This is a genomic window from Paenibacillus sp. FSL H8-0122, from assembly GCF_038005345.1.
Classification (GTDB): Bacteria; Bacillota; Bacilli; order Paenibacillales; family Paenibacillaceae; genus Paenibacillus_AQ.
Genome location: NZ_JBBOTB010000001.1, coordinates 5,573,208 through 5,594,377, shown reverse-complemented (window position 1 = coordinate 5,594,377; position 21,170 = coordinate 5,573,208). Strand labels below are relative to the sequence as shown.

Annotated in this window: 18 protein-coding genes; 8 read left to right on the top strand and 10 right to left on the bottom strand. The window is 54.4% G+C overall.

The features are described 5' to 3' along the window. Positions 1-48: 48 nt before the first annotated feature. The 4 genes from NSS64_RS24115 (at position 49) to NSS64_RS24100 (ending at position 5,327) form a co-directional block, all read left to right on the top strand. The gene (locus NSS64_RS24115; RefSeq protein WP_340944014.1) at positions 49-930 is read left to right on the top strand and encodes a carbohydrate ABC transporter permease; all 882 of its coding nucleotides are present in this window, start codon (positions 49-51) and stop codon (positions 928-930) included. After that, the gene (locus NSS64_RS24110) at positions 930-1,763 is read left to right on the top strand and encodes a carbohydrate ABC transporter permease (RefSeq protein ID WP_340944013.1); all 834 of its coding nucleotides are present in this window, start codon (positions 930-932) and stop codon (positions 1,761-1,763) included. The genes NSS64_RS24115 and NSS64_RS24110 overlap by 1 nt, the downstream gene beginning before the upstream one ends. Before the next feature lie 59 nt (positions 1,764-1,822). After that, complete coding sequence (locus tag NSS64_RS24105) at positions 1,823-3,127, top strand: ABC transporter substrate-binding protein (protein ID WP_340944012.1); 1,305 nt, start codon at positions 1,823-1,825, stop codon at positions 3,125-3,127. Positions 3,128-3,317: 190 nt separating this feature from the next. Beyond that, positions 3,318-5,327 carry a beta-galactosidase gene (locus tag NSS64_RS24100; protein WP_341141780.1) on the top strand — a complete coding sequence of 670 codons (2,010 nt, stop codon included), beginning with the start codon at positions 3,318-3,320 and terminating at the stop codon, positions 5,325-5,327. Here NSS64_RS24100 and NSS64_RS24095 read toward each other — a convergent pair. Then, positions 5,317-5,547: a hypothetical protein gene (locus NSS64_RS24095; RefSeq protein ID WP_340991160.1), complete on the bottom strand. Its 231-nt coding sequence runs from the start codon at positions 5,545-5,547 to the stop codon at positions 5,317-5,319. The genes NSS64_RS24100 and NSS64_RS24095 overlap by 11 nt on opposite strands. Before the next feature lie 153 nt (positions 5,548-5,700). On the opposite strand from NSS64_RS24095, the gene NSS64_RS24090 reads away from it, so the two are divergent. Then, a complete protein-coding gene (locus NSS64_RS24090; protein WP_340944759.1) occupies positions 5,701-6,609 on the top strand; it encodes a LysR family transcriptional regulator in 909 nt (302 codons plus the stop codon). Positions 6,610-6,792: 183 nt separating this feature from the next. On the opposite strand, the gene NSS64_RS24085 is transcribed toward NSS64_RS24090, so the two are convergent. Then, positions 6,793-7,629: an AraC family transcriptional regulator gene (locus tag NSS64_RS24085; RefSeq protein ID WP_340944006.1), complete on the bottom strand. Its 837-nt coding sequence runs from the start codon at positions 7,627-7,629 to the stop codon at positions 6,793-6,795. A gap of 119 nt (positions 7,630-7,748) precedes the next feature. Here NSS64_RS24085 and NSS64_RS24080 point away from each other — a divergent pair, with 119 nt between their 5' ends. Then, the gene (locus NSS64_RS24080) at positions 7,749-9,779 is read left to right on the top strand and encodes a beta-galactosidase (RefSeq protein WP_341141779.1); all 2,031 of its coding nucleotides are present in this window, start codon (positions 7,749-7,751) and stop codon (positions 9,777-9,779) included. Positions 9,780-9,867: 88 nt separating this feature from the next. Here NSS64_RS24080 and NSS64_RS24075 read toward each other — a convergent pair whose 3' ends face one another. Genes NSS64_RS24075 through NSS64_RS24065 form a run of 3 tightly spaced genes read right to left on the bottom strand, consistent with a single transcriptional unit; the run spans position 9,868 to position 13,850 of the window. After that, the gene (locus NSS64_RS24075) at positions 9,868-11,058 is read right to left on the bottom strand and encodes a Ger(x)C family spore germination protein (protein WP_341141778.1); all 1,191 of its coding nucleotides are present in this window, start codon (positions 11,056-11,058) and stop codon (positions 9,868-9,870) included. After that, on the bottom strand, positions 11,051-12,154 hold the full coding sequence (locus NSS64_RS24070) for a GerAB/ArcD/ProY family transporter (RefSeq protein ID WP_341141777.1): 1,104 nt from the start codon (positions 12,152-12,154) through the stop codon (positions 11,051-11,053). Before NSS64_RS24070 ends, NSS64_RS24075 begins: the two co-directional genes overlap by 8 nt. 28 nt (positions 12,155-12,182) lie before the next feature. After that, on the bottom strand, positions 12,183-13,850 hold the full coding sequence (locus NSS64_RS24065; RefSeq protein WP_445667850.1) for a spore germination protein: 1,668 nt from the start codon (positions 13,848-13,850) through the stop codon (positions 12,183-12,185). Between the two features lie 189 nt (positions 13,851-14,039). On the opposite strand from NSS64_RS24065, the gene NSS64_RS24060 reads away from it, so the two are divergent. Then, on the top strand, positions 14,040-14,597 hold the full coding sequence (locus NSS64_RS24060; protein WP_340991163.1) for a DUF1273 domain-containing protein: 558 nt from the start codon (positions 14,040-14,042) through the stop codon (positions 14,595-14,597). A 63-nt stretch (positions 14,598-14,660) separates the two neighbouring features. On the opposite strand, the gene NSS64_RS24055 is transcribed toward NSS64_RS24060, so the two are convergent. Then, entirely contained in the window at positions 14,661-16,118 is a 1,458-nt protein-coding gene (locus tag NSS64_RS24055; RefSeq protein ID WP_341141776.1) for an amidase family protein, read from the bottom strand. A 212-nt stretch (positions 16,119-16,330) separates the two neighbouring features. Between NSS64_RS24055 and NSS64_RS24050 the strand changes: the two genes are divergently transcribed. After that, complete coding sequence (locus NSS64_RS24050) at positions 16,331-17,257, top strand: DUF6612 family protein (protein ID WP_341141775.1); 927 nt, start codon at positions 16,331-16,333, stop codon at positions 17,255-17,257. A gap of 103 nt (positions 17,258-17,360) precedes the next feature. Here the strand turns inward: NSS64_RS24050 and NSS64_RS24045 are convergent, their stop codons facing one another. The 4 genes from NSS64_RS24045 to NSS64_RS24030 all read right to left on the bottom strand — a co-directional run bounded on the left by NSS64_RS24045 (position 17,361) and on the right by NSS64_RS24030 (position 21,052). Then, positions 17,361-18,098 (bottom strand): hypothetical protein, encoded by a 738-nt coding sequence (locus tag NSS64_RS24045; protein WP_340943989.1) that lies wholly within the window; start codon positions 18,096-18,098, stop codon positions 17,361-17,363. Between the two features lie 173 nt (positions 18,099-18,271). After that, complete coding sequence (locus NSS64_RS24040) at positions 18,272-18,775, bottom strand: hypothetical protein (RefSeq protein ID WP_340943987.1); 504 nt, start codon at positions 18,773-18,775, stop codon at positions 18,272-18,274. Positions 18,776-18,953: 178 nt separating this feature from the next. After that, a complete protein-coding gene (locus NSS64_RS24035) occupies positions 18,954-20,384 on the bottom strand; it encodes a HAMP domain-containing sensor histidine kinase (RefSeq protein WP_341141774.1) in 1,431 nt (476 codons plus the stop codon). Then, positions 20,372-21,052, bottom strand: coding sequence for a response regulator transcription factor (locus tag NSS64_RS24030; protein ID WP_340943982.1), 681 nt, complete (start codon positions 21,050-21,052; stop codon positions 20,372-20,374). Before NSS64_RS24030 ends, NSS64_RS24035 begins: the two co-directional genes overlap by 13 nt. Between the last annotated feature and the right edge of the window lie 118 nt (positions 21,053-21,170).

Below are 21,170 nucleotides of genomic sequence, written 5' to 3'. Positions count from 1 at the left end.
CTTTAGATCATAAACAAGTGAGTGAGTAAAAGAAAGGGGGGCCATAACATGCGCGGCAATAAATTGTCCCAGTTTGGTCAGCAGGTATTTTTCGTTGGCCCGGCATTATTGTTTTTTACCTTGATCATGATTATTCCGTTTCTGATGGGGATGTACTACTCCTTCACGGACTGGAACGGCGTATCCGGTAATGTGAGCTGGGTCGGCTTTGAGAATTTTAAAAGTATTTTTACGAATGATCACGACTTCTGGTCATCCTTCTGGTTTACCGTGAGATTCACCGTGCTGGGTGTGATCTTGACTAACATAGTAGGCTTCTTCCTGGCCTATCTGTTGACCAAACCCCTGAAGACACGCAATATGCTCCGGACCATTTTTTTCATGCCGAATGTGATCGGGGGCCTGCTGCTCGGGTTCATCTGGCAGTTCATCTTCATCAAAGGCTTCGCCACGATGGGCGATCTTACGGGCCTGTCCTTCTTCAACCTTCCCTGGCTCGGGGATGCGACCACCGGCTTCTGGGCGATTGTCATGGTCTTCATCTGGCAGTCCTCCGGCTATCTGATGGTCATCTACATCGCTTCGCTCAGCAACGTCTCCAAAGAGGTGCTCGAAGCTGCCGAGATTGACGGTGCCTCCCGGATGCAGGTGCTGCGCAACATTATCGTTCCGCTGATTATGCCTGCGGTTACGATCGGGCTGTTCCTGGCAATCTCCTGGTCCTTCAAGATGTTCGACCTGAACCTCTCGCTGACCAAAGGCGGACCGTTCAAATCGACGGAATCTGTAGCGATGAACATCTATAACGAAGCCTTCCTGAACAACCGTTATGGTCTGGGTACGGCGAAGGCGCTGTTATTCTTCCTCATTGTAGCGCTGATCACGATCATTCAGGTTCGTATAACGAAGAGTAAGGAGGTAGAAGCTTAATGAATGCCAAGACCAAAAGCAGATGGAATATAGGCATTGAAGTGATTATGATCCTTCTGGCGCTTCTGTTCCTCTCTCCGTTCTACTTCCTGCTGGCGAACTCGGTGAAATCCTTCGGCGAGATTCTGAGCGACGCAGCCAGCTGGCCGCAGGCCTTCATGTGGGAGAACTATGCGAATGCGTGGAAGCTGGCCCGGTTCTCCGAAGCCTTCCGCAACTCGCTGATCATTACGATCATCAGTGTAGCGCTGATCTCGTTGTTCAGTGCGATGGCGGCCTACCGCATGGTGCGTGCCAATAACCGGTTCAACCAGATTCTGCTGCTGCTGATGGTGGCGGCGATGGTGGTTCCGTTCCAGACGATTATGATTCCGATCCTGAAGGTTGTGAATGTCCTGGGCGTGAACAACTCCTTCACCGGTCTCATTATCTCCCATCTGGGCCTCAGCATTCCGATGGCGATCTTCCTGTTCCACGGCTTCATCAAGTCCGTGCCGCTGGAGATTGAAGAGGCGGCCACGGTGGATGGCTGTAACCCGGTCTCGGCATTCTTCCGGATTGTATTGCCTCTCTTGAAGCCGATGCTGATGACCATTATCGTGCTCAATGCCCTGGGGATCTGGAATGACTATCTGCTGCCGTCCCTGATTCTCCAGGCACCCGGACTGCGGACAATTCCGCTGGCGACCTTCTCCTTCTTCGGCCAGTATACAAAGCAGTGGGATATGGCGCTTCCGGCACTGACCATCGGGATTGCTCCGATCGTCATCTTCTATCTGTTCATGCAGCGTTACATTGTTGAGGGAATAGCGGCTGGCTCGGTGAAGGGTTAATTCACCGGGCTCCCGTTCCACATAAGAAGCAGTTAAATTATTCAAGGGGGAAATATCCAATGAAGAAGAAACATTCTGCACTGATGATGTCATCCGTAATGCTAATGTCAGTAGTGCTCGCAGCTTGCGGCGGCAATGCCGATAAGTCTGCCTCCAATAATGCTTCTAATGGAAGCGCTGGCAACAGCGGCGCTGTGAAGACCGTTAAGATTTTCCAGTTCAAGACCGAGATCGTGGAAGGCCTTAATGAGCTGAAGGTGGAATTCGAGAAGGAGCATCCTGACATCAAGCTGGATATCCAGACCGTGGGCGGCGGCGCAGACTATGGTGCAGCGCTGAAGACCAAATTCGCTTCCGGCGATGCTCCTGATATTTTCAGTAACGGCGGGTATGCCGAAATGGCACTGTGGGCAGACAAGCTGGAAGACCTGTCGGACCAGCCTTGGGTGAAGGATCTGATTCCACTTGCCGCAGAGCCTATGACCAAGGACGGCAAAACCTACGGGATGCCAATGAACCTTGAAGGCATCGGTTATGTATACAACAAGGACCTGTTCGCCAAGGCCGGGATTACAGAGACGCCAAAAACCATTTCCGAGCTTGAAGAAGCAGCCAAAAAGCTGCAGGCGATTAACGTGACTCCGTTCGGCAACGCCTATCAGGAATGGTGGCTGCTGGGGATTCAGGGGATTAGCGTAGCTTTTGCCCAGCAGGATAATGTGGATGAATTCATCAAGGGTCTGAACGACGGAACTGCATCCATTGTGGGCAATGAGAAGTTCAAGGATTGGAGCAACCTGCTGAACCTGACGGTAAAATACGGCCAGAAGAATCCGCTGACCACTGATGCCAATACTCACCTGGCACTGTTCGCCAAGGGCGAAACGGCTATGATGCAGGAAGGCAACTGGGCACAGACGCTGGTAGATAACATTACGCCGGATATGAACATCGGGATGTTCCCGATGCCAATCAACGATGATGCGGCGATGAACGATAAGCTGTCGGTGGGTGTTCCGGCGAATCTGGTGGTGAACAAGGAATCCGGCTCCAAGGAAGAAGCGAAGACGTTCCTGAACTGGCTGGTCACTTCGGATATGGGGAAAGAGTATATCGTGAAGAAATGGAAGTTCATTCCTGCATTGTCCACCATTCCGGCAACCCCTGAGGATATCGGTCTCTTGGGTGCGGATGTCTGGAATTATGTAAAAGAAGGCAAGGTCTATGGACTGCAGGCATCCAAATTCCCTGATGGCGTCACTCAAGAGTTCGCCAGCTCCATTCAGGAATTGATTGCGGGCAAGGTGGATGAAGCCGGCTGGGAGAAGGGCATGCAGGCTGCCTGGGATAAGCTGAAGAAATAATCTGAAAGGGAACAGATTGGATAAAGTGGTTTGGCCGGGACGCTCATGCCCATCTCAGTGAATGAGGTGAGGCGGGGCGTCCTTTATGGTTTTCGGCTAACTGGGGATTGAGGTATACTCGAATCAGAGTCTTGTACATTACGATAAGAGGGAGCTGGGCACAATTCAGGAGCGGAATGATTACAGCAACGTGCAAATCGGTGTCGACTATTATCCTGAGCATTGGGACGAGTCCATGTGGGAGAAGGATATCAAGTTAATGAAGGAAACCGGGGTCAAGGTTGTCCGGGTAGCGGAATTTGCCTGGAGCCGGCTGGAACCATCGGACGGCAGCTTTGATTTCGCCTGGTTGGACCGGGCGCTGGATTTGTTCCATGCGTACGGGATTCAGATTGTGATCGGGACGCCTACAGCAACACCGCCGCGCTGGCTGACCTCTGCTTACCCGGATGTGTTGCCTGTATTCGGCGATGGAAGCGTATTCTATCCCGGTGTGCGCGGTCACCGCTGCTACAACAGCAACTCGCTGCGGAAATATGGCCGCCGGATTATTGAGGCGCTTGCCCGCCGTTACAGCAGCCACCCTGCGGTTATCGGCTGGCAGACGGATAACGAATTCAGTATGCTGGATTGTCATTGCGACAGCTGCAACCTGGCATTCCGGGACTGGGTTCAGCAGAAGTACGGGACGCTGGAACGGCTTAATTCGGAGTGGGGAACCGTGGTCTGGAGCGGAAGCTACAGCAACTGGAGTGAACTGACCGTTCCTTATGGCGCTTCACCTTATCAGAACCCTTCACTGCTGCTGGACTTCCAGCGGTTCCAATGGGATTCAGTGATTGCCTTCCAGAAGTCGCAGATTGATGTGCTGCGGGCGATCTGCCCACATCACTTCATCACCCATAACTTTCACAGTTATCCGCAGCGGCTGGATATGCACGGGCTGGCAGAGGAGCTGGATGTGGCGGCCTTCGATTACTATCCGAATCCTTCCCCTAAGAAACAGGCCACTGCACCATACAGCGGGGCCTTATCCCTGGATCTGACGCGCGGGATTAAACGCCGGGGCTTCTGGATCATGGAGCAGCTTAGCGGCCCTCCGGGCTGCTGGTTCCCGATGTGGCGTACTCCGTATCCCGGATTGATCCGTGCATATGCCTGGCAGGCGATTGCCAGAGGTGCGGATACCGTGGTGCATTTCCGCTGGAGAAGCGCAACCGCCGGAGCAGAGCAGTTCTGGCACGGCCTCATCGACCACAGCAATGTGCCCGGGCGGAGATTTGCCGAATTCGGGCAGCTGTGCAGTGAGGTGAATGCTCTGGCTCCGCTCCTGGAAGGGACCGGAGTCATGAGTCAGACAGCTATCCTGTATTCGCACGAGCAGCTGGCTGCGCTGCGGATTCAGCCCCAGGCGGAGGGACTGGACTATTATGATAACATCAAGCAATATCACCGGGCGTTAACCAAGCGGGGCATCAGTTGTGATGTGGTAGACTGGCGTCAGCCGCTGGAGGGCTACAAGCTGGTTATAGTCCCGAGCCTGTACCTGCATGATGAAGAGGCGGCTCAGGCGCTGGAATCCTTTGCGGAAGGCGGCGGCACAGTCATTCTGACGAGCCGAAGCGGTGTGAAGAACATGAATAATATCTGTGTAATGCAGCCTCTTCCCGGGCTGTTCTCGCGTGCGGCCGGCATAACGGTGGAGGAATATGATCCGGTTGGAGACGAGGTTCATACGCTCCGTGATGCTGAAGGAAATCTGTATGCATGCAGCCATTGGTGCGATATTCTTCGTCTGGAGGGAGCGGAGCCGATTGCCTGGTATGAAGATGATTACTATGCCGGAGTTCCTGCAGCTACACTGAACCGCTTCGGGGCGGGCAAGGTATATTATATCGGGACCGATCCCGGGGAGGATTATTGGCTGAAGCTTTTGGGTGATATCGCGCTGGACGCAGAGCTTGAGCAGTTCGCGGAATTACCGGAGGGCGTTCAGGCCTTCAAGCGTACAGGAGAGAACCGGGAGCTGCTGTTCCTGCTGAACCTCAGCCGGACGGCTCAGAGCATCCGGCTGGAGAGGCACTACCGCAGCGCGCTAACCGGCAATCTGGAGACTGGAACCGTCATGCTTCCGCCTTTTGCTGTTCAGATCCTGCAAGCTGTAGGCGCTGGCCTGCCGGAAGCTGGGGTCAGGCAGTAGGGTGACGTCTCTTCTCCTGCAGACGGGAGGCCAGGGAGACCACAGGAGCTTTAGGCTGTGGCTTCCGCCTTTCGGCCTGCTGCTTCTGCGCCGCCATAAGCTCCTCTTGGCGGAACCGGCTTAGGAGGTCATGGACAGTTCTGATTTCACTTGTACTGATAGCTATTTCTATGCCATCCGGATTACCGGGCAGCTGGAACTTCCACTTTTTGTTTTCCACTGCTATCACTCCTAGCAATTTTATAGTTGGGGTCTCGCGTTCCTGTTATATTTCCATCATAAACGGTGTACCGGATCATGTATAATGAAGGGAAATGATGGTGGCTATCACTGCGGCTGATGGGTGATCCGGGGGGAGCGATGCGGCGTGGATATGGGTCTTCTCAAAGTGTTTCAAGCGGTTGCCGAAGAAGGAAGTATCTCAAAGGCAGCCCAAAGCCTGAACTATGTGCAGTCCAATGTAACCGCGAGAATTCAGCAATTGGAGCAGGAGCTGAAGACTCCGCTGTTCTACCGGCATAGCCGGGGGATCACCTTAACTTCGGCCGGACGGACGTTCATGGAATATACGGTCAAGATCCTTAATCTGCTGGAGGAAGCGAAGCTGGCGGTGCTGGATTCGCCGATTCCCACAGGCTCGATTACGGTCGGCTCGGATACGACGGCAGCAGTGCGGCTGCCTGCTATCCTGTCCGTTTACCGCGGGTGCTACCCGGATGTGGAGGTTCATCTGCAGGTCGGACGGGCGGGGGAGCTTATCGAGTCGGTTCTGCAGCATAACGTGCAAGGGGCCTTTATGGACGGACCGGTAGAGCACCCGGAGCTAGTCCAGGAGCTGCTCATTCATGAGCGGATCGGACTGGTCATTCCCGATACGATGGATTATCAGGGAGTCCGCTCTGTTCATGACAAGACTCTGCTGATGCTGAATTCAGAATGTCTGTACCGGAACAGGCTGGAGAGCTGGCTGGCGGAAGAGGGCGGACGGCTGGGCAAGGTGATGGAGTTCGGGACGATGGAGGGACTGCTTGGCTGCGTAAGGGCGGGAATAGGGTATGCGGTGCTGCCGTTATCCTATTTCACCCGGATGAATGTCACGGAGGGGATAAGGATCTATCCGTTTCCCGAGAAGTATGCGGAGGTGCCGACGGTATTCATCCGGCGGCGTGACCTGTATATGACGAGCGCGTTCCGGGAGTTCATAGAAGAGCTGAAGGCGGGGCTGCCGGAAGCGGTGAGCGGGACAGACAGAATGCAAAACGGCAGCGGTCCTGTGGAGTAACGGGCAGCAGTGAAGTCATAAGCGTAGCATGAATAAGATGCGAAGCACGCGGTATAGCTGGCTTGTGCACAAACGGATACCGTCCATTTATAAGGAGGGTATCCGTTTCTGTGTTTGTTTAGAAAATGTAGATAGCCATCTGCCAGCTGTATGCGAAAAACCGAATACAATCTTGCTTGCTACTCAGTGCAGCTTCCTGAACTGCTCCGGTGTAACTGCCGACTGCTTACGGAAGGTGGCTACGAAATGGCTGACATCGCGGAAGCCGACCAGCTGCGAGATGGCCTTGACGGTCAGCTGGGGCTTCGCAACCAGCAGCTCCTTGCTCTTGCGGATGCGCAGCCGGACGAAATAAGCATAGGGCGATAGCCCGAAGGTCTGCAGGAACAGGCTGTTCAGATATCTGCCGGACACTTCAAGCCGGGAGGCGAGATCACTGAGGCCTACCTCGGGATCACCATAATGGCTGTCCATCCATTTCAGCAGCGGCTGAAGCTTGTCTACATTGCGGGAAATTGCCGTGTTGTTATGCAGCTGTCCGTATTTGTTCAGGGTCAGCAGGAACCGGTAGGCATCGCTGGATTCCCCCAGACTGAACATGTCATTCGAAGCATCGTGGCGGTCCAGCATCTCCTTCAGCATCCAGCTCAGCGGCGCTCCGCTCTCCCAACGATAGAACAGGCTGGTGTTCATCCCGAGCGAATCCAGAATATGCCGGGCTGAGGTCCCGCCGAAGGTGAGATAATAGGTGCGCCAAGTCTCTGAGGAGAGCGCTTCATAGCGGTGCGGTGTCCCCGGCATCAGCAGAATGCCGCTGCCCTCGGTGAGGGTGAGCTTCTTGTTGTCGAAGTGGATCATCCCGCCGCCATGCGCCGTCTGCAGCCAGTGATAGGTGTGATAGCCTTGCGGCCGGGAGACTTGCTCCTGATCAGGGTTATAACCCATACTGTCGAGGGTGATGGGGAGCAGCTGGCCGCTCTCCTGGGCGAATACGATTCTGCGGACGGTATCCAGTGACATTCCGGTTCATCTCCAACTGTTCCATATTATTATATTCCAATTCATTAATATTATATTTATAGCGATAGAGGTAGCGATTAAAATAAGGATATACTTATACTATAAAGGATGTGCGTAGCGTGATCAACGAGAAATTACCTAAGATCTGGTACGGTGGAGATTATAACCCGGAGCAATGGGAGGCCCCGGTCTGGGCAGAGGACGAGCGGATGTTCAAGCTCGCGGGCATAGACGTGGCAACCATTAATGTGTTCTCCTGGGCGCTGATTCAGCCGTCTGAGGATACGTATGATTTCAGTGGTCTGGATGAGTTAATCGACCGCTTATATAAGAACGGCACCTATGTATGTCTGGCTACGGGTACCGGGGCACATCCGGCCTGGATGGCTCACCGCTATCCGGAGGTTACCCGCGTGGATGTTCAGGGCCGGAAGCGTAAATTCGGCGGCCGCCACAACTCCAACCCGAACAGCGCAGTCTACCGCAAATATGCGGCACTGCTGGCCGGTAAGCTGGCTGAGCGCTATAAGGATCACCCGGGCCTGGTGGCCTGGCATATCTCCAATGAATATGGGGGATATGATTACTCCGAGCAGTCCGAGGCTGCTTTTCGTGTCTGGTTGAAGGAACGTTACGGAACGCTGGATGCGCTCAACAAAGCCTGGAATACCCGGTTCTGGGGCCATACCTTCTATGACTGGGAGGAAATCGTTGTTCCGAATGAACTCAGTGAAGAGTGGGGCGGTAACCGGACCAACTTCCAGGGAATTTCTCTGGACTACCGCAGATTCATGTCGGATAGCCTGCTGGAATGCTACATCCTCGAATATGAAGCAATCAAGCAGCACAGCACGAACATTCCGGTTACAACCAACATGATGGGCTTCTACCCGGAGCTGGATTATTTCAAGTGGGCGAAATATCTGGATGTAATCTCCTGGGATAACTATCCGGCACTGGACACACCGGTCAGCCATACGGCGATGACGCATGATCTGATGCGCGGCCTGAAGAACGGACAGCCGTTCATGCTGATGGAGCAGACGCCAAGCCAGCAGAACTGGCAGCCGTACAATTCTCTGAAGCGCCCCGGCGTCATGCGCCTCTGGAGCTATCAGGCGGTAGCACGCGGTGCTGACACTGTGCTGTTCTTCCAGCTGCGGCGGTCCATCGGCGCTTGCGAGAAATACCACGGAGCGGTCATTGAGCATGTAGGGCATGAGCATACCCGCGTATTCCGCGAATGTGCTGAGCTGGGCCGGGAGCTGGAGAGCTTGGGCAGCGAGCTGCTGGATGCACGCAGCGCGGCGCAGATCGGGATTATCTACGACTGGGAGAACCGCTGGGCGCTTGATCTCTCCAGCGGCCCGTCTGTTGCACTGAAATATGTGGACGAGGTCCATAAGTATTATGATGCGCTCTATCAGCAGAATATTGAAGCGGATATGATCGGCGTAGAAGAAGATCTGTCGAGATACAAGATTGTCATTGCACCGGTGCTGTATATGGTGAAGCCGGGCTTCGCCGAGAAGGTAGAAGCCTTCGTCCAGGCTGGCGGCACCTTCATTACGACGTATTTCAGCGGGATCGTAAATGAGAATGATCTGGTTACGGTTGGCGGGTATCCGGGAGAGCTGCGCAAGGTGCTGGGGATCTGGTCCGAGGAGATCGATGCCCTGCTGCCGGGCATGAGCAATGAGATCGTGATGAACAAGGAGTGGGGATCACTTAACCGTTCATATAGCTGCGATCTGCTCTGTGACCTGATTCATCCCGAAGGCGCAGAGGTGCTCGCCCAATATGGCGCGGATTTCTATAAAGGTATGCCGGCCCTGACGGTGAACAGCTTCGGTGCAGGCAAAGCCTATTATGTGGCCACAAGTCCCGATGCGGCCTTCCTGCGCGGCTTCCTGGCTAACCTGTGCGCCGATAAAGGCATTGCGCCGCTGGTCAGCGCGCCGGAAGGTATTGAGTCCGTCCAGCGTGTGAAAGACGGCGTATCCTATCTGTTCCTGCTGAACCATTCAGCAGAGGAGCTTCGTGCGGATATCGGTACCCTAGAGCGGACCGATCTGATTACCGGCAGCAAGTTCAGCGGCTCCACTCCAGTTCCCGGGCGTGGTGTGCTGATTCTCTCAGACAAACAGTAAGGTGCGAAAAAGCTGTCCCGAAGGCCGTTCATTAGACACGGCTGCTGGGACAGCTTTTTTTAGAACAGACTCACTTAACGGGATTACCCTATTGAGTGAAGGAGCCGAAGTCCGTAATCTTCAGATCAATAGTGACATGAATAGGAGTCCGGCTGAACACCTCGTCCCAGCGATCCTCCAGCTTCTTCCATAAGGCGGGCTCCTGAATACTGAGCCTGGTGGAGAAGCCGCCCACATCTGCTTTGTAATCCGACTGCAGCTTGTGAAGCATACTCGTCATCATCCGCTCCAGCCGCTCCTTGAACAGCTTCTCTGCTTTTTGGGGAAGATGGGTGGCCGCAGGGTATTCCTCTACGTTCCAGGTCTCACTTAGCCTTCCTTCCGTTGTGAGCTTGACGTCGAAGGATAGCTGGCCGCCGTCTGCTTTGGCAGTGATTTTACTCTTCATGGACTTGAGTTCATAGGTAATCGGCTCATTGCTCCAGTCGTAGGTCTTGATGACGCCGCTTTGCCCCCCGTTGGTCAGCCAGCTCAGACATTCGGTTTCCTCCTGATTCAGCGCCCCCACCCAGTGTCCGGTATCCCCCTTGATGACTCCGGCTCCCGAGAATTCTACCTCACCATTCGCCGTTACCAGGTTCTGCAGCGCATAACTGCGTTTGGAGAACATATTGGCATCCATTTTCGATAAAATAACAGGATCCAGCACCTTGCTGGTTCTCTTCTGATTACGCAGCATATCTCTGATATGAAAGGCAGGAATTTCATTTTTTTGCTTCGTGACCATAGTGTCTGCTGCCCGGCCTTGGCTTATGAACACCATCGTACTGGGACGGATGTCATTATCCCGAAGCACGAAATCCATTAACTGGTTTATACTCTGCTGCTTGAGCAGCTCACTGGAGATCACAATAACCTTGAGGTGGTGGCCGATGATCGGCCGTTCACGCAGAATCGAATATTGACGGAAAATTTCCAGCACAGAATCTCCGGTTCCGGATACATTCATATAGGGTGCACTACTGCTGCTGCCGCCTTGTTTATCTGCTCCACCCACGGAGTTAGCCGGAACCATCTGCACAGTGGCGGTAATCTTATTCTTTTTATAATAAGTAGCGCCCTTGTCCTCCAGCTCCTGTTCTGTAGGCGTGAACTCTCCGATATCCAGAGCCAGGCCGGCGTATAGGGCCAAATCCTCAATCTCTTTACTGCTCCAGCAGGAGGTCAGTGTGGCAAGCATCAGCAGCGAACACAGCAGGAGGAGGATTCGTCTAGACATGCTGCTTCAGCCCCTTCACCCGGATGAGCCAGACGACGGAGAGCAGGACAGGCACCAGCAGGAACAATACCAGCCCTATCTTGCCTATGGTATCCCCGAGTGCGAACAGGTCGCTTAAGGACTTCGGCAGCATCGCCGAAATGAACAGAAGCGGAACCAGCGCATATATAATCGGATGGACCTTAAGCTTGAAAATCTGGGAGAGACCCAGTGAGGACTGGAAAAAGAAGCTGCTGAAGTTGCAGAACATCTGCATCAGCCAAATGACCATGAACGGGAATTCCAAACGCTCGAAGAAAAATCCCGGCACCTCAAAGCTGCGCAATAGATCAATAGTGGGCCAGGTGCTGGTAATGGCGGAATCAATAGAGATGCCTCCGATCACTATAATAATGGTCAGGAAATAGATGGCCAACAGGATGCTCAGGCCGCCAAGCATAGCTTTGACAGCCTTTTTGGGGTCATCCATGAACGCCACAAGCGTCATGGTGACTTCACAGCCGGTGAATACAAGCACAGTGGATTTGAGTCCTGCGAATACAGGGGACCACCCACTGCCGAGCACAGGACGCAGATTATCGATATCGAACATCCGCAGGCTGAGCACGAAGGAGATGAGCAGAATCATGATGCTGATCGGAAAAACAATGGTGTAGACACGGGCAATAGAGTTGATGCCTCCGTACACCAGGTAGGTGCTCAGCCAGAGAAAAGGAAGAATTACTGCCCAGATCGGAGTCCCCTCCAGCAGAAAAAACAGGGTAACCTCGGCCAGTGTACGGATCTCAAAGCCGGCGATAGTGATGAAGTACAGGATTAACAGCATGGACAGAATGCCGCCGACGAACCGGCCGGTCAGCAACCTTGAGTACTGAAAGACGGTTTTTCCCGGAAATTGCTGGCTGATCTTCACCATAAGAAGAACTGCCAGCATTACAATGGCCCCGCCGAGCAGGGTGGAGATCCAGCCATCCGGAGTTCCTACACTCTTGCTCACGCTGCGCGGCAGTGTGAGCACACCCGCGCCCAGCAGGGTATTGTTCAGGAAAATGGCCGTTTGTGTAGCCGTGATTTTATCATCCGTACGTATGAACATACTGCATTCCTCCTTATACCAGGCGCGGTCATGATCTTCGTTTACTCTGTTGGGGTTTCATCATTTTCGGTCTGCGCTTCATCAGAGCCATCGGAGCGCGCAGGAACAGATCCTTCCAGTCACTGAGCCGGAAAGGGGAGAGCGGGGTCAGATAAGGCACTCCGAAGCTCTTGAGCTTGGTCAGATGGCAGCAGATCAGCAGGAAGAACAGAATGGTCCCGTACATTCCCAGCACCGAGGCGAACAGCATACCGGCGAAGCGCAGCATCCGCAGGGTGATCCCGGCGCTGTACATCGGGATGGAGAAGGAGGAGATGGCGGTTACGGCCACCGTAATGACCAGGAACGGACTGACAATCCCCGCCTGAACCGCTGCATCGCCAATAATCAGACCGCCGACGATGCCCATCGCCGGACCAATCGGCTTCGGCAGCCGGATGCCGGCTTCCCGCAGAATCTCGATGGCGACCTCCAGAATCAGCACCTCAATCAGCGAGGGAAAGGGTACACCCTGCCGGGTCTTGATGATCGTAATCGCCAGCTCTGTAGGAATCAGCCCCGGATGAAAGGAGATGAATGAGATGTACAGGGCCGGAGCCATCAGGGCAAAGAAGGAAGCGCCAAAACGCAGCAGCCGCAGAAGTGTTCCCGGCAGCCAGCGATCATAATAGTCTTCCGGCGACTGCAGCAGCATGCTGAAGGTTACCGGTGCGATTAGTACAAAGGGTGTGCCGTCCAGCAGGATGGCAACCCGTCCTTCCAGCAGGGCACTGATCACTCTGTCCGGCCGTTCTGTATTCTGTAGCTGCTGGAACGGACTGAGATAATTATCCTCAATGAGCTGCTCGATATAACCGGATTCGGCCAGGAAATCCATATCGAGCTTGGCGATCCGGTTCTTGATCTCCTCCAGCAGGTCGGGATTGACGATATCCTTCATGTAGGCGATCACAATATCCCGCTCAATCGTGCTGCCTGCCCGGTAAGACTTCATCTCAAGCTGGTCGCTCAGGCCCTGGCGGCGCAGCATCGAGGTATTCTCGTTCAGCACCTCGGAGAAGCCCAGCCGGGGACCGCGGAGCAGGGCTTCAGAGACCGGCTCCGCGATGGCCCGGTTAGCGGCACCAGGCATCTCGATGAGAAGTCCGCAGGGCAGACCTTCGATCAGCAGGCCTCCGTGTCCGAAGAGGATGTATTTATTAAACGCTTCGATAGCGTTCTCTTCCTTAAGCTCGCTGAAGGGAAGCAGCTGACGGGCAAGTCCTGCGGAAGACAGCGGTCCTTCAGGCAAGTCGTACATCAGGAACTGCATAATTCGCATATTCAGCAGCCGGTCATTCTGCATGCCGTCGATATGGATAAGCACGGCCCGGGCACCTGTATTCGCTAATGTGAATTCCCTGAAATGCAGATCGCTGTTGTCTCCAATGGCGGCTTGCACAGCGAGCAGATCCGTGCTGTAGCTGCCGCTGAAGGGAGCTGTACCCGCCATGCTGGAGGGGGCAGGTGCAGGCGGCTGGGTCTGGTGAACGGTTCTGGAGCCGTACCCTATCTGGCCCCGTCCGCTGCCTACCAGCCTATAGAGCGATCTATACAGTAACGTGAGAAGCAGTGGAACGAGCATAGCAACGCCCGCCTGACCAAAGACTGCCCAGCCGGGTATATACGATACAATGGAAGCGAACAGTGTGATCATCCCCAGCCGCAGAAATTTAAATGTCAGGACAGAAGCAGACGTTTTTCTTCTCATCAAGTTTTCCAAAGTTTATCTGAATTTACTCCTAATTCCCGAAAAAAGTTCGAGCCAGCCTAAATGGTATATAATGCATACTAGAACAGATTGTTCAGGACAGCAGGAATGAATGAATCAGAAAAGAGGCAGCGCATGAGAACCTTACTGGTCACAGGCTACCGGGCCCATGAGCTCGGCATTTATGACAGCAAGCATCAGGGCATTCCCTATATCAAAAAAGCACTCGCGAACCGGATCATTCCGCTGGTGGAGGAGGGACTGGAATGGGTCATTACTCCCGGGCAATATGGCGTTGATCTGTGGGCCTGCGAGGTGGTGCTGGAGCTGAAGCAGCAATACCCCGGGCTGAAGCTGGGCATTATTACGGCCCATGCCTCACCGGAGGAGAAGTGGAAGGAAGAGAAGCAGAATGAATACCGCCGCATAGTAGCCGGTGCCGACTACTACGGAGCCGTAAGCAATGCCCCCTATGACGGGAGCTGGCAGTTCAAGGCCAGGGATGATCTTCTGCTGCGTAAAAGCGACGGGATTCTGTTATTCTACGACGAGGATGCAGCGGAGAGCAGTGCGAAGTTCACCAAAGAGCGGGTCGTGAAGCTGCATGCCGAAGGCGATTATGAGCTGCATCTGATGCATGCAGAGGAGATTCAGAGCATTGCCGATGAAGAGAACCGGCATGACTATGATTGAGAAGGGGGTGCGCAGCTGCCAGCTGCGCACCTGGAGCCTGTCCCATGTTGGCATGAATCGGGATCAGATGAAGCTGCGGAGTGAAGGCGGCTTGCGCACCTTATAGTTCTGCTCATAGGCGTAAGCCAGTCTGATAAGCACCGGTTCTTCATAGGCCCGGGCGGAGAAGGTTACGCCGAAGGGCGCGCCGGCTGAGGTATAGCCTGACGGCACAACGATCGACGGATATCCGGCTCTTGAGGTAATCCGTGCGCCGAAGTCGGCCGGGAACAGCAGGGCATCAAGCTGATGCTCGCGCATAGTAGCGTCAATCCCGAGCTCCTTGCAGAGTCTGAGATCCGTCATGCGGTCACGCAGATATTGCGGCTCAGTGAAGGTGCCGGAGGTTGTTAATTCGGCATCGAGCAGGGTCGCTTGCCCGAACTTCAGCGTCTGGACCGGATGGGCATGATTGAAATCAATAATATCCTTCAAGGTACGCATCGGTGCCCCCGGGCCCAGGCGGGCCAGGTAGGCGTTCAGCGAGGTTTTGAATTCATTCAGCACCACGGATGAATAGCTGATCTCCCGCGCCGTTGTAATCTCGGCCGGATCGATAATGGTCGCCCCGAGCTCCCGCATTCTCTCCACAGAGGCATTGAACAGCGCAAGCTGCTCCTCCGTCAGCTCCTCGAAGTAATAATCGCGCGGAATTCCGATTCTTGCTCCCCGCAGACCGTCTGCATCCAAGAAAACCGTGTAATCCTCGTGAACCTTACCTCTGTTCGTACCCATTGCCGCATCTCCGGCATCCTGACCGAGCAGAGCGTTCAGGAGAAGGACGGCATCCCGGACCGTTCGTGCCATAGGCCCGGCGGTATCCTGCGTGCTGGAGAGCGGCAGAATACCGGAGCGGCTGATCAGCCCCACCGTGGGTTTAATACCGATAATAGAGCCAAGATTGCCAGGATTGAGGATGGAGCCGGAGGTCTCTGTTCCAACGGAGACGGTGCAGAAATTACAGGCCACCGCTACAGCAGACCCGGCGCTGGAGCCGCCTGTCGGCGTGGAGATGTTATAGGGGTTAAGCACCTGCCCGCCCCGGGAGCTGAAGCCGGAGGGCATGCCATTCGTCATGAAGTTGGCGAATTCCGTCATATTAGCCTTGCCCATAATGATAGCTCCCGCCTCGCGCAGCCTGCTGACGATGAAGGCATCCTCTCCGGCAAAAGAGTCCGCCAACGCGAGCGAGCCCGCGCTGGTATGCATGTTATCTCCGGTATTAATGTTATCCTTCAATAGCACCGGTATGCCGTGCAGCGGTCCGCGCGGACCCTGGAGCTGGCGCTCTACGTCCAGGGATTCAGCGATGAACAGCGCATCCGGGTTAATCTCCAGTACAGAATTCACCGTCAGACCGTTTTTGTCATGATCCGCTATGCGCTCAAGGTACATCAGGATTAATTGTCTGGAAGTGATCTCCCCGGAATCCAGAGCGGCTTGAATGTCAGACAGGGTAGCCTCTACGATTTCAAAACTCATGCGGGTCCACGCTTCTTTCCCTTTTGGATTTAGTAGTATTCTTCCTCATATAAGCACAGTTTGGCCTGTCTTCATAGTGTTCTTTTGCGGGCGGGACGACCATGACTTTGGATGTAACTTTTAAACGGCTGATTAAAAGGGGGGCTCCTGTGGTTAAATACATCACAAGATTTAACAATACTACTTGCTAACATCACTAGGAGGAATCGAACTTGAAGAAATGGACTACGTTATTTATGGGTGTTATGTTATCTGTGGCCTTGGCTGGCTGCGGCAATAATGAGGAGCTCAAACCATCAGAGGGCGCTGCAACAGCTGCACCTTCAGGAAACGCGGCTCCGGAAGCCTCCGCATCGGCAGCGCCTGCTGAACAGACATCAGACGGCGTTCCAACAGTGGATGAATTGATTCAGAAGTCGGTTGCTGCATCGGGTGATCTGAAGAGCTTCGCGATGGAATCGCAGGTGAAGCAGAAGATCAACGTGAAGACGGCACAAGGGGATAATGCGCAAGATACCGATATGACCACGAAATCCGAGTTCATTAAGGAGCCGCTGATGATGCATCAGGAGGTGCAGATGAAGACGGCCCAGGGCGACCAGAAGATTGAGCAGTATGTGACTAAGGACGGCTTCTATTCCCAGGTGAACGGGCAATGGATGAAGATGCCTGCTACGATGGGTGAACAGGTCCTGACTGCTATGCAGCAGTCCGCCAACCCTGAGAAGCAATTGGAGCAATTCAAGGCGCTTACCGAGAAGACAAAAATCACCGAGGAAGGCGATAGTTATCTGTTGTCTGCCGAGGTATCCGGCGATGACGTTAAGGAGCTGGCGAAGTCTTATATGAATCAGGGCGGCAGTGCCGATCCTCAGATGGCTGCTATGATGGAGCAGATGAACATCAAGAGCATGAATATCGCCTATGCGGTAGATAAGAAAACCTACTTCCCAACCCGTACAGATGTAACGATGGTCATGGATATGACCAGCAATGAACAGACGATATCGATTGATATGGATATGAAGTCGACCATCAGCGATCACAATAAGGTCGACGAGATCAAGGTTCCGCAGGAAGCGCTGGACGCGAAGGAAGTTGAAATGCCAGCGGCTCCGGCAGCTCCTACAACTCCGTAACTGGCTTACCGGGCTGAATAGAAATGCAACATATGAAAACGGCGTTGCTGTCCTGATTAGGACGGCAGCGCCGTTTTTGGCATAAGCTTTTTACGGGGTGATTTTAGAATTTGAAGGAGTTGCTTAGCATACCAAAGGCCGCTCCGGCTATGACGGAGGTGATCAGCTTGTAGAAAATATATCCGGTCACAATGTTGGCGATGGCAATCGGGTATAAGGTGTCAATTCCCCGGCTGCCGGCGGTGTTCAGCGGATATTGAAACAAAGCCGTATTCATGCTGATGAAGACAAACAGGAAGGACAATGCCACCAATGTGGTCGAGAAGGAGTACAGGCTGACAAGTAGTGTAAGAATCGCCAGCACCAGCAGCGCCACGGCCGGAACGAGCAGCGTGCCCATCCGGGTAATCAGCAATTTGAAATCGAAGCTGACCTTCTCCAGCCGGAGAACGGCATAAGTGGCTCCGCAAGCAACGGCAAGGCCTACCGCCGTCAATAACAGCGGCTTCAGGAAGCCGGGGCCGAAGATGGCCGAGACATCCCATTTGATGAACAGGGTGAGGAAATATAAGGCCGTTAACAACGCCGTAAGGCCCATGGTGATCAGGCTGTTCATGAAATGGGCCACAGGAATTTCCCTCATTGTACTGTACGGGCGGGTAAGGGCTCTCAGGTAAAAGCTCCAATACTGCTTGCCTACTGCCTGTGCCTGCTGTACACGTTCATCCTTGAGCAGATTATTGAACTGCTCGGTTACCTTACGCTGGGGCTGCGGCTGCCCAGGCTGGTTGTTAGGCCCCTCAGGATTCGTGAAGGGTGTTCCGCCTTCCGGGTTGTTCATTGTGATTCCTCCTTGTGAAATATATGGAAAATGCCATTGGCTCTAGTATAAGGGCACTCACCGAGGAATTCTATAAATTTGCCGGAATATGCAGAAATTCATGCGAAAAAGCCCGTAAATCGTCGATAAAGGTCGATTTACGGGCCTGAGCTATTCCTATTTCTGTTCTGGTGTTAGTCTTCCGCCCGGGCAAACCCCTCTTCAGCGAGATATTCCTCCGCTTCAGCCGTCGTCTCGAAGGCCATCTCAAGCTGTAGTCCGGCATAGAGATACCACAGATCCTCCTCGAATCTCAGGCTCAGCGTATGCCCAGCCTCATTCTTCCACAGCGACTGCGCTTCAGCTCCGCCCGTCTGCGCTTTTTTCTTTCTTTTGGAAGGGGCAGGGGCCTCGGGAATGTACATCAAGAGAGAAGTGATAGACGCATCGAGCAGCTCGCGCAGCGCAGCCTCCGAATAATCGCGGATATTGACCAGTCCCTTATCATCCGTCTCGTAGCCCCGCAGCAGCCCGGCATAGACGAAGCCGTTCCCGTTCGGGTGAATATGCGAAGCCACGGTCTTCTTGTCGTGACGGCTCTGCTCCAGGTGATAATTCACCCGTCCCAGTGAGACCTTCCGCGCCTCCAGCTGGGGATAGGAATCAAGAATAGCTATTTTCTGTTCAAAAGTAAGCATATACGCCTCCGGTTCACTTGAAATATAAAAATGTATAGGTTTCACGCTATACATTATCTTTCTATTTCTCGCTGAAACGGTACCGTCCTTTAAAAGGACGGCAATACCGTTTCCACTTGTAGTCAGTTGATTATACCACGCAGCGGGGTGCTGGACTATAACGCGCTTCCCCGGTTCATTACTCTGCCAGCGGGAGCCGCAGCACGAAGGTGCAGCCCTGCGGCGGGTTGCTGCCCAGCTCCAGGCTGCCGCCCATGGCTTCGGCCAGCAGTCTGCTGAAGGTCAGGCCCAGCCCGAGTCCGCGAAGCAGGCTCTGCTTGCCCGAGCTGCGGTAGAACGCTTCGAAGATCCGCTCCCGGCTGTCCGGATGGATGCCCGGCCCATTATCCGTAACAGTGATTTCGGCATGACCTTGCGGCGTAGCCGTAAGGTCAAGCTTCAATTGAAGCTTGCGTTCAGGCATCTTCGCCTGCAGGCTGTTGCCCAGCAGATTCACAATAATCTGCTGGATGCGCAGCGGGTCTCCCCGCAGTACAAGCGGAGTCTCCGGCAGCAGCAGGATGGGCTTACTGACCTCCTCGCTCTGGGTCAGCATCCATTGATAGAGAATTTCCTCCAGCAGCGGGGCTGCTTCGAGCTTATCATGACGGACGGCAACCATGCCCGCTGTCAGCGCATTGTAGTCCAGCAGATCGGCGACCATATGCTGCAGCCGCCCGGTCTCAAGCAGAGCGATATCGAGGAATTCCCCGGCCTCCTCGCCTTCGACAACGCCCTCGCGGACCGCATGGAGCAGTCCTTTGATCGAGGTGACCGGCGTCTTGAGCTCATGGGACACGCCGGCCAGCATGATGGCCCGCGACTGCTCGAACTGCTGCAGCTTGCCTGCCATCTCCTGGAAGGAGACGAGCAGCTCGTGAATCTCACGTTCTTTGGCCCCGGTCTCAAGCGCGATATTATATTGGCCGCTGCTGATCTGCGCGGCGGCGGCAGCCACCCGCTGAACCGGCTTGGCCAGCTTGACCGACAAGAGATAGATTGTCAGCCAGCTTAGGATAATCAGGAAGACGATGATAATCGAGAAGAAGGTGATCTCTTCTGTCGGAATATGACGCAGGGAGCGCTTGGACTGCATAACCAGCACCTGCCCCAGCGTGCCCTGGTCCCCCTGGATCTGAGCGGCAGCGGCTTTGTATTCCGAGGTCCGCGAATCGGTCAGGGTATCATTGAGCTTATATCGCATCTCCTCGTCCGTCATCGGGGGCTGGGAGTATAGCAACTCGCCTTCGGGTCCGGTGATGATTACGCACATCTCCTCAGTTACTTTGAAGAAGCGTTTGCGGTCCTCAACCAGCCTATTCAGGCCCCCGGTAATCGCTAGTTGACCGTCTGTATCCACGCTCCGGTCAGCGATCTCCTGCGCCAGCAGGCCGGTCGTCTGCATCCGGTTGCTCATCGCCTCCTGCTGCATCCACCAGAAGGTGAACAGCGCCGTCACCAGCAGCCCGATGCTGATGATCAGCAGATACCGCAGAGTCCAGTAAGTAAGAATGGAGGTAGTCTTCTTCTTCCTGCTGCTGTTCTTCTTACTCTTCTTTATGTTGTCCATAATTGATAACCCGTTCCTCTCAGTGTGCGGATCTCGCCCTCGTCCTCCGGCCAGTGCGAGAGCGCCTGGCGCAGTCTTTTGATGGAGAGATCAACGGCCCGGTCGCTTCCCTCGTAATCCATCTCCCATACATGCTCCAGCAGCTGGTCACGGGTGCAGATCTGATTCGGCCGCTCGGCCAGGAACAAGAGCACCGACATGTCGCGCGGGCTAAGGCTGACCTCTGCCCCGTTCAGGAAGATGCTGCGGGCCGAGAAGTCGATGAACAGGCTGCCGTAGTGGCGCTTGCGGCTGCCGTCCGACCACTGCGAAGGGCGGCGCAGCACCGCCCGCACCCTTGCGACCACCTCCTCGGGGATGAAGGGCTTCGACATATAGTCATCCGCCCCGCCGTCCAGACCCGCCAGCCGGTCCTTGATCCCGTCGCGGGCGGTGAGCATGATGACCGGGCAGCTGCTCCGCTCACGGATGAGCTGCAGCAGCTCGAAGCCGTCCATCGCCGGTAGCATGATATCGAGCAGGACCAGCGAGGGAGGCGCCTCCCCGAAGGCGTCCAGGGCACTCCGGCCGTCTGCGGCCCGGGTGACGTGAAAGCCTGCTTTTCGCAGATAGGCACTAAGCACCCGCGCGATGGCTTCTTCATCCTCTACGATTAGTATCGATTGCATGAGCTTCAGTCCCTTAACTAAAATTACGACAATTCTAACACATATGCAGGCTAGTATGCTTTGACTTATTCCCGACATATTGCTTTGGTAGAATGGGAGCCAAGCCAATAGAGCAGAG

What these genes read in the sequence shown, in the direction of transcription:
- NSS64_RS24115 (WP_340944014.1), top strand. Translation starts at nt 49, where the DNA reads ATGCGCGGCAATAAATTGTCCCAGTTTGGTCAGCAGGTATTTTTCGTT.
- NSS64_RS24110 (WP_340944013.1), top strand. Translation starts at nt 930, where the DNA reads ATGAATGCCAAGACCAAAAGCAGATGGAATATAGGCATTGAAGTGATT.
- NSS64_RS24105 (WP_340944012.1), top strand. Translation starts at nt 1,823, where the DNA reads ATGAAGAAGAAACATTCTGCACTGATGATGTCATCCGTAATGCTAATG.
- NSS64_RS24090 (WP_340944759.1), top strand. Translation starts at nt 5,701, where the DNA reads ATGGGTCTTCTCAAAGTGTTTCAAGCGGTTGCCGAAGAAGGAAGTATC.
- NSS64_RS24085 (WP_340944006.1), bottom strand. Translation starts at nt 7,629, where the DNA reads ATGTCACTGGATACCGTCCGCAGAATCGTATTCGCCCAGGAGAGCGGC.
- NSS64_RS24075 (WP_341141778.1), bottom strand. Translation starts at nt 11,058, where the DNA reads ATGTCTAGACGAATCCTCCTCCTGCTGTGTTCGCTGCTGATGCTTGCC.
- NSS64_RS24070 (WP_341141777.1), bottom strand. Translation starts at nt 12,154, where the DNA reads ATGTTCATACGTACGGATGATAAAATCACGGCTACACAAACGGCCATT.
- NSS64_RS24065 (WP_445667850.1), bottom strand. Translation starts at nt 13,850, where the DNA reads ATGATCACACTGTTCGCTTCCATTGTATCGTATATACCCGGCTGGGCA.
- NSS64_RS24060 (WP_340991163.1), top strand. Translation starts at nt 14,040, where the DNA reads ATGAGAACCTTACTGGTCACAGGCTACCGGGCCCATGAGCTCGGCATT.
- NSS64_RS24055 (WP_341141776.1), bottom strand. Translation starts at nt 16,118, where the DNA reads ATGAGTTTTGAAATCGTAGAGGCTACCCTGTCTGACATTCAAGCCGCT.
- NSS64_RS24045 (WP_340943989.1), bottom strand. Translation starts at nt 18,098, where the DNA reads ATGAACAACCCGGAAGGCGGAACACCCTTCACGAATCCTGAGGGGCCT.
- NSS64_RS24040 (WP_340943987.1), bottom strand. Translation starts at nt 18,775, where the DNA reads ATGCTTACTTTTGAACAGAAAATAGCTATTCTTGATTCCTATCCCCAG.
- NSS64_RS24035 (WP_341141774.1), bottom strand. Translation starts at nt 20,384, where the DNA reads ATGGACAACATAAAGAAGAGTAAGAAGAACAGCAGCAGGAAGAAGAAG.
- NSS64_RS24030 (WP_340943982.1), bottom strand. Translation starts at nt 21,052, where the DNA reads ATGCAATCGATACTAATCGTAGAGGATGAAGAAGCCATCGCGCGGGTG.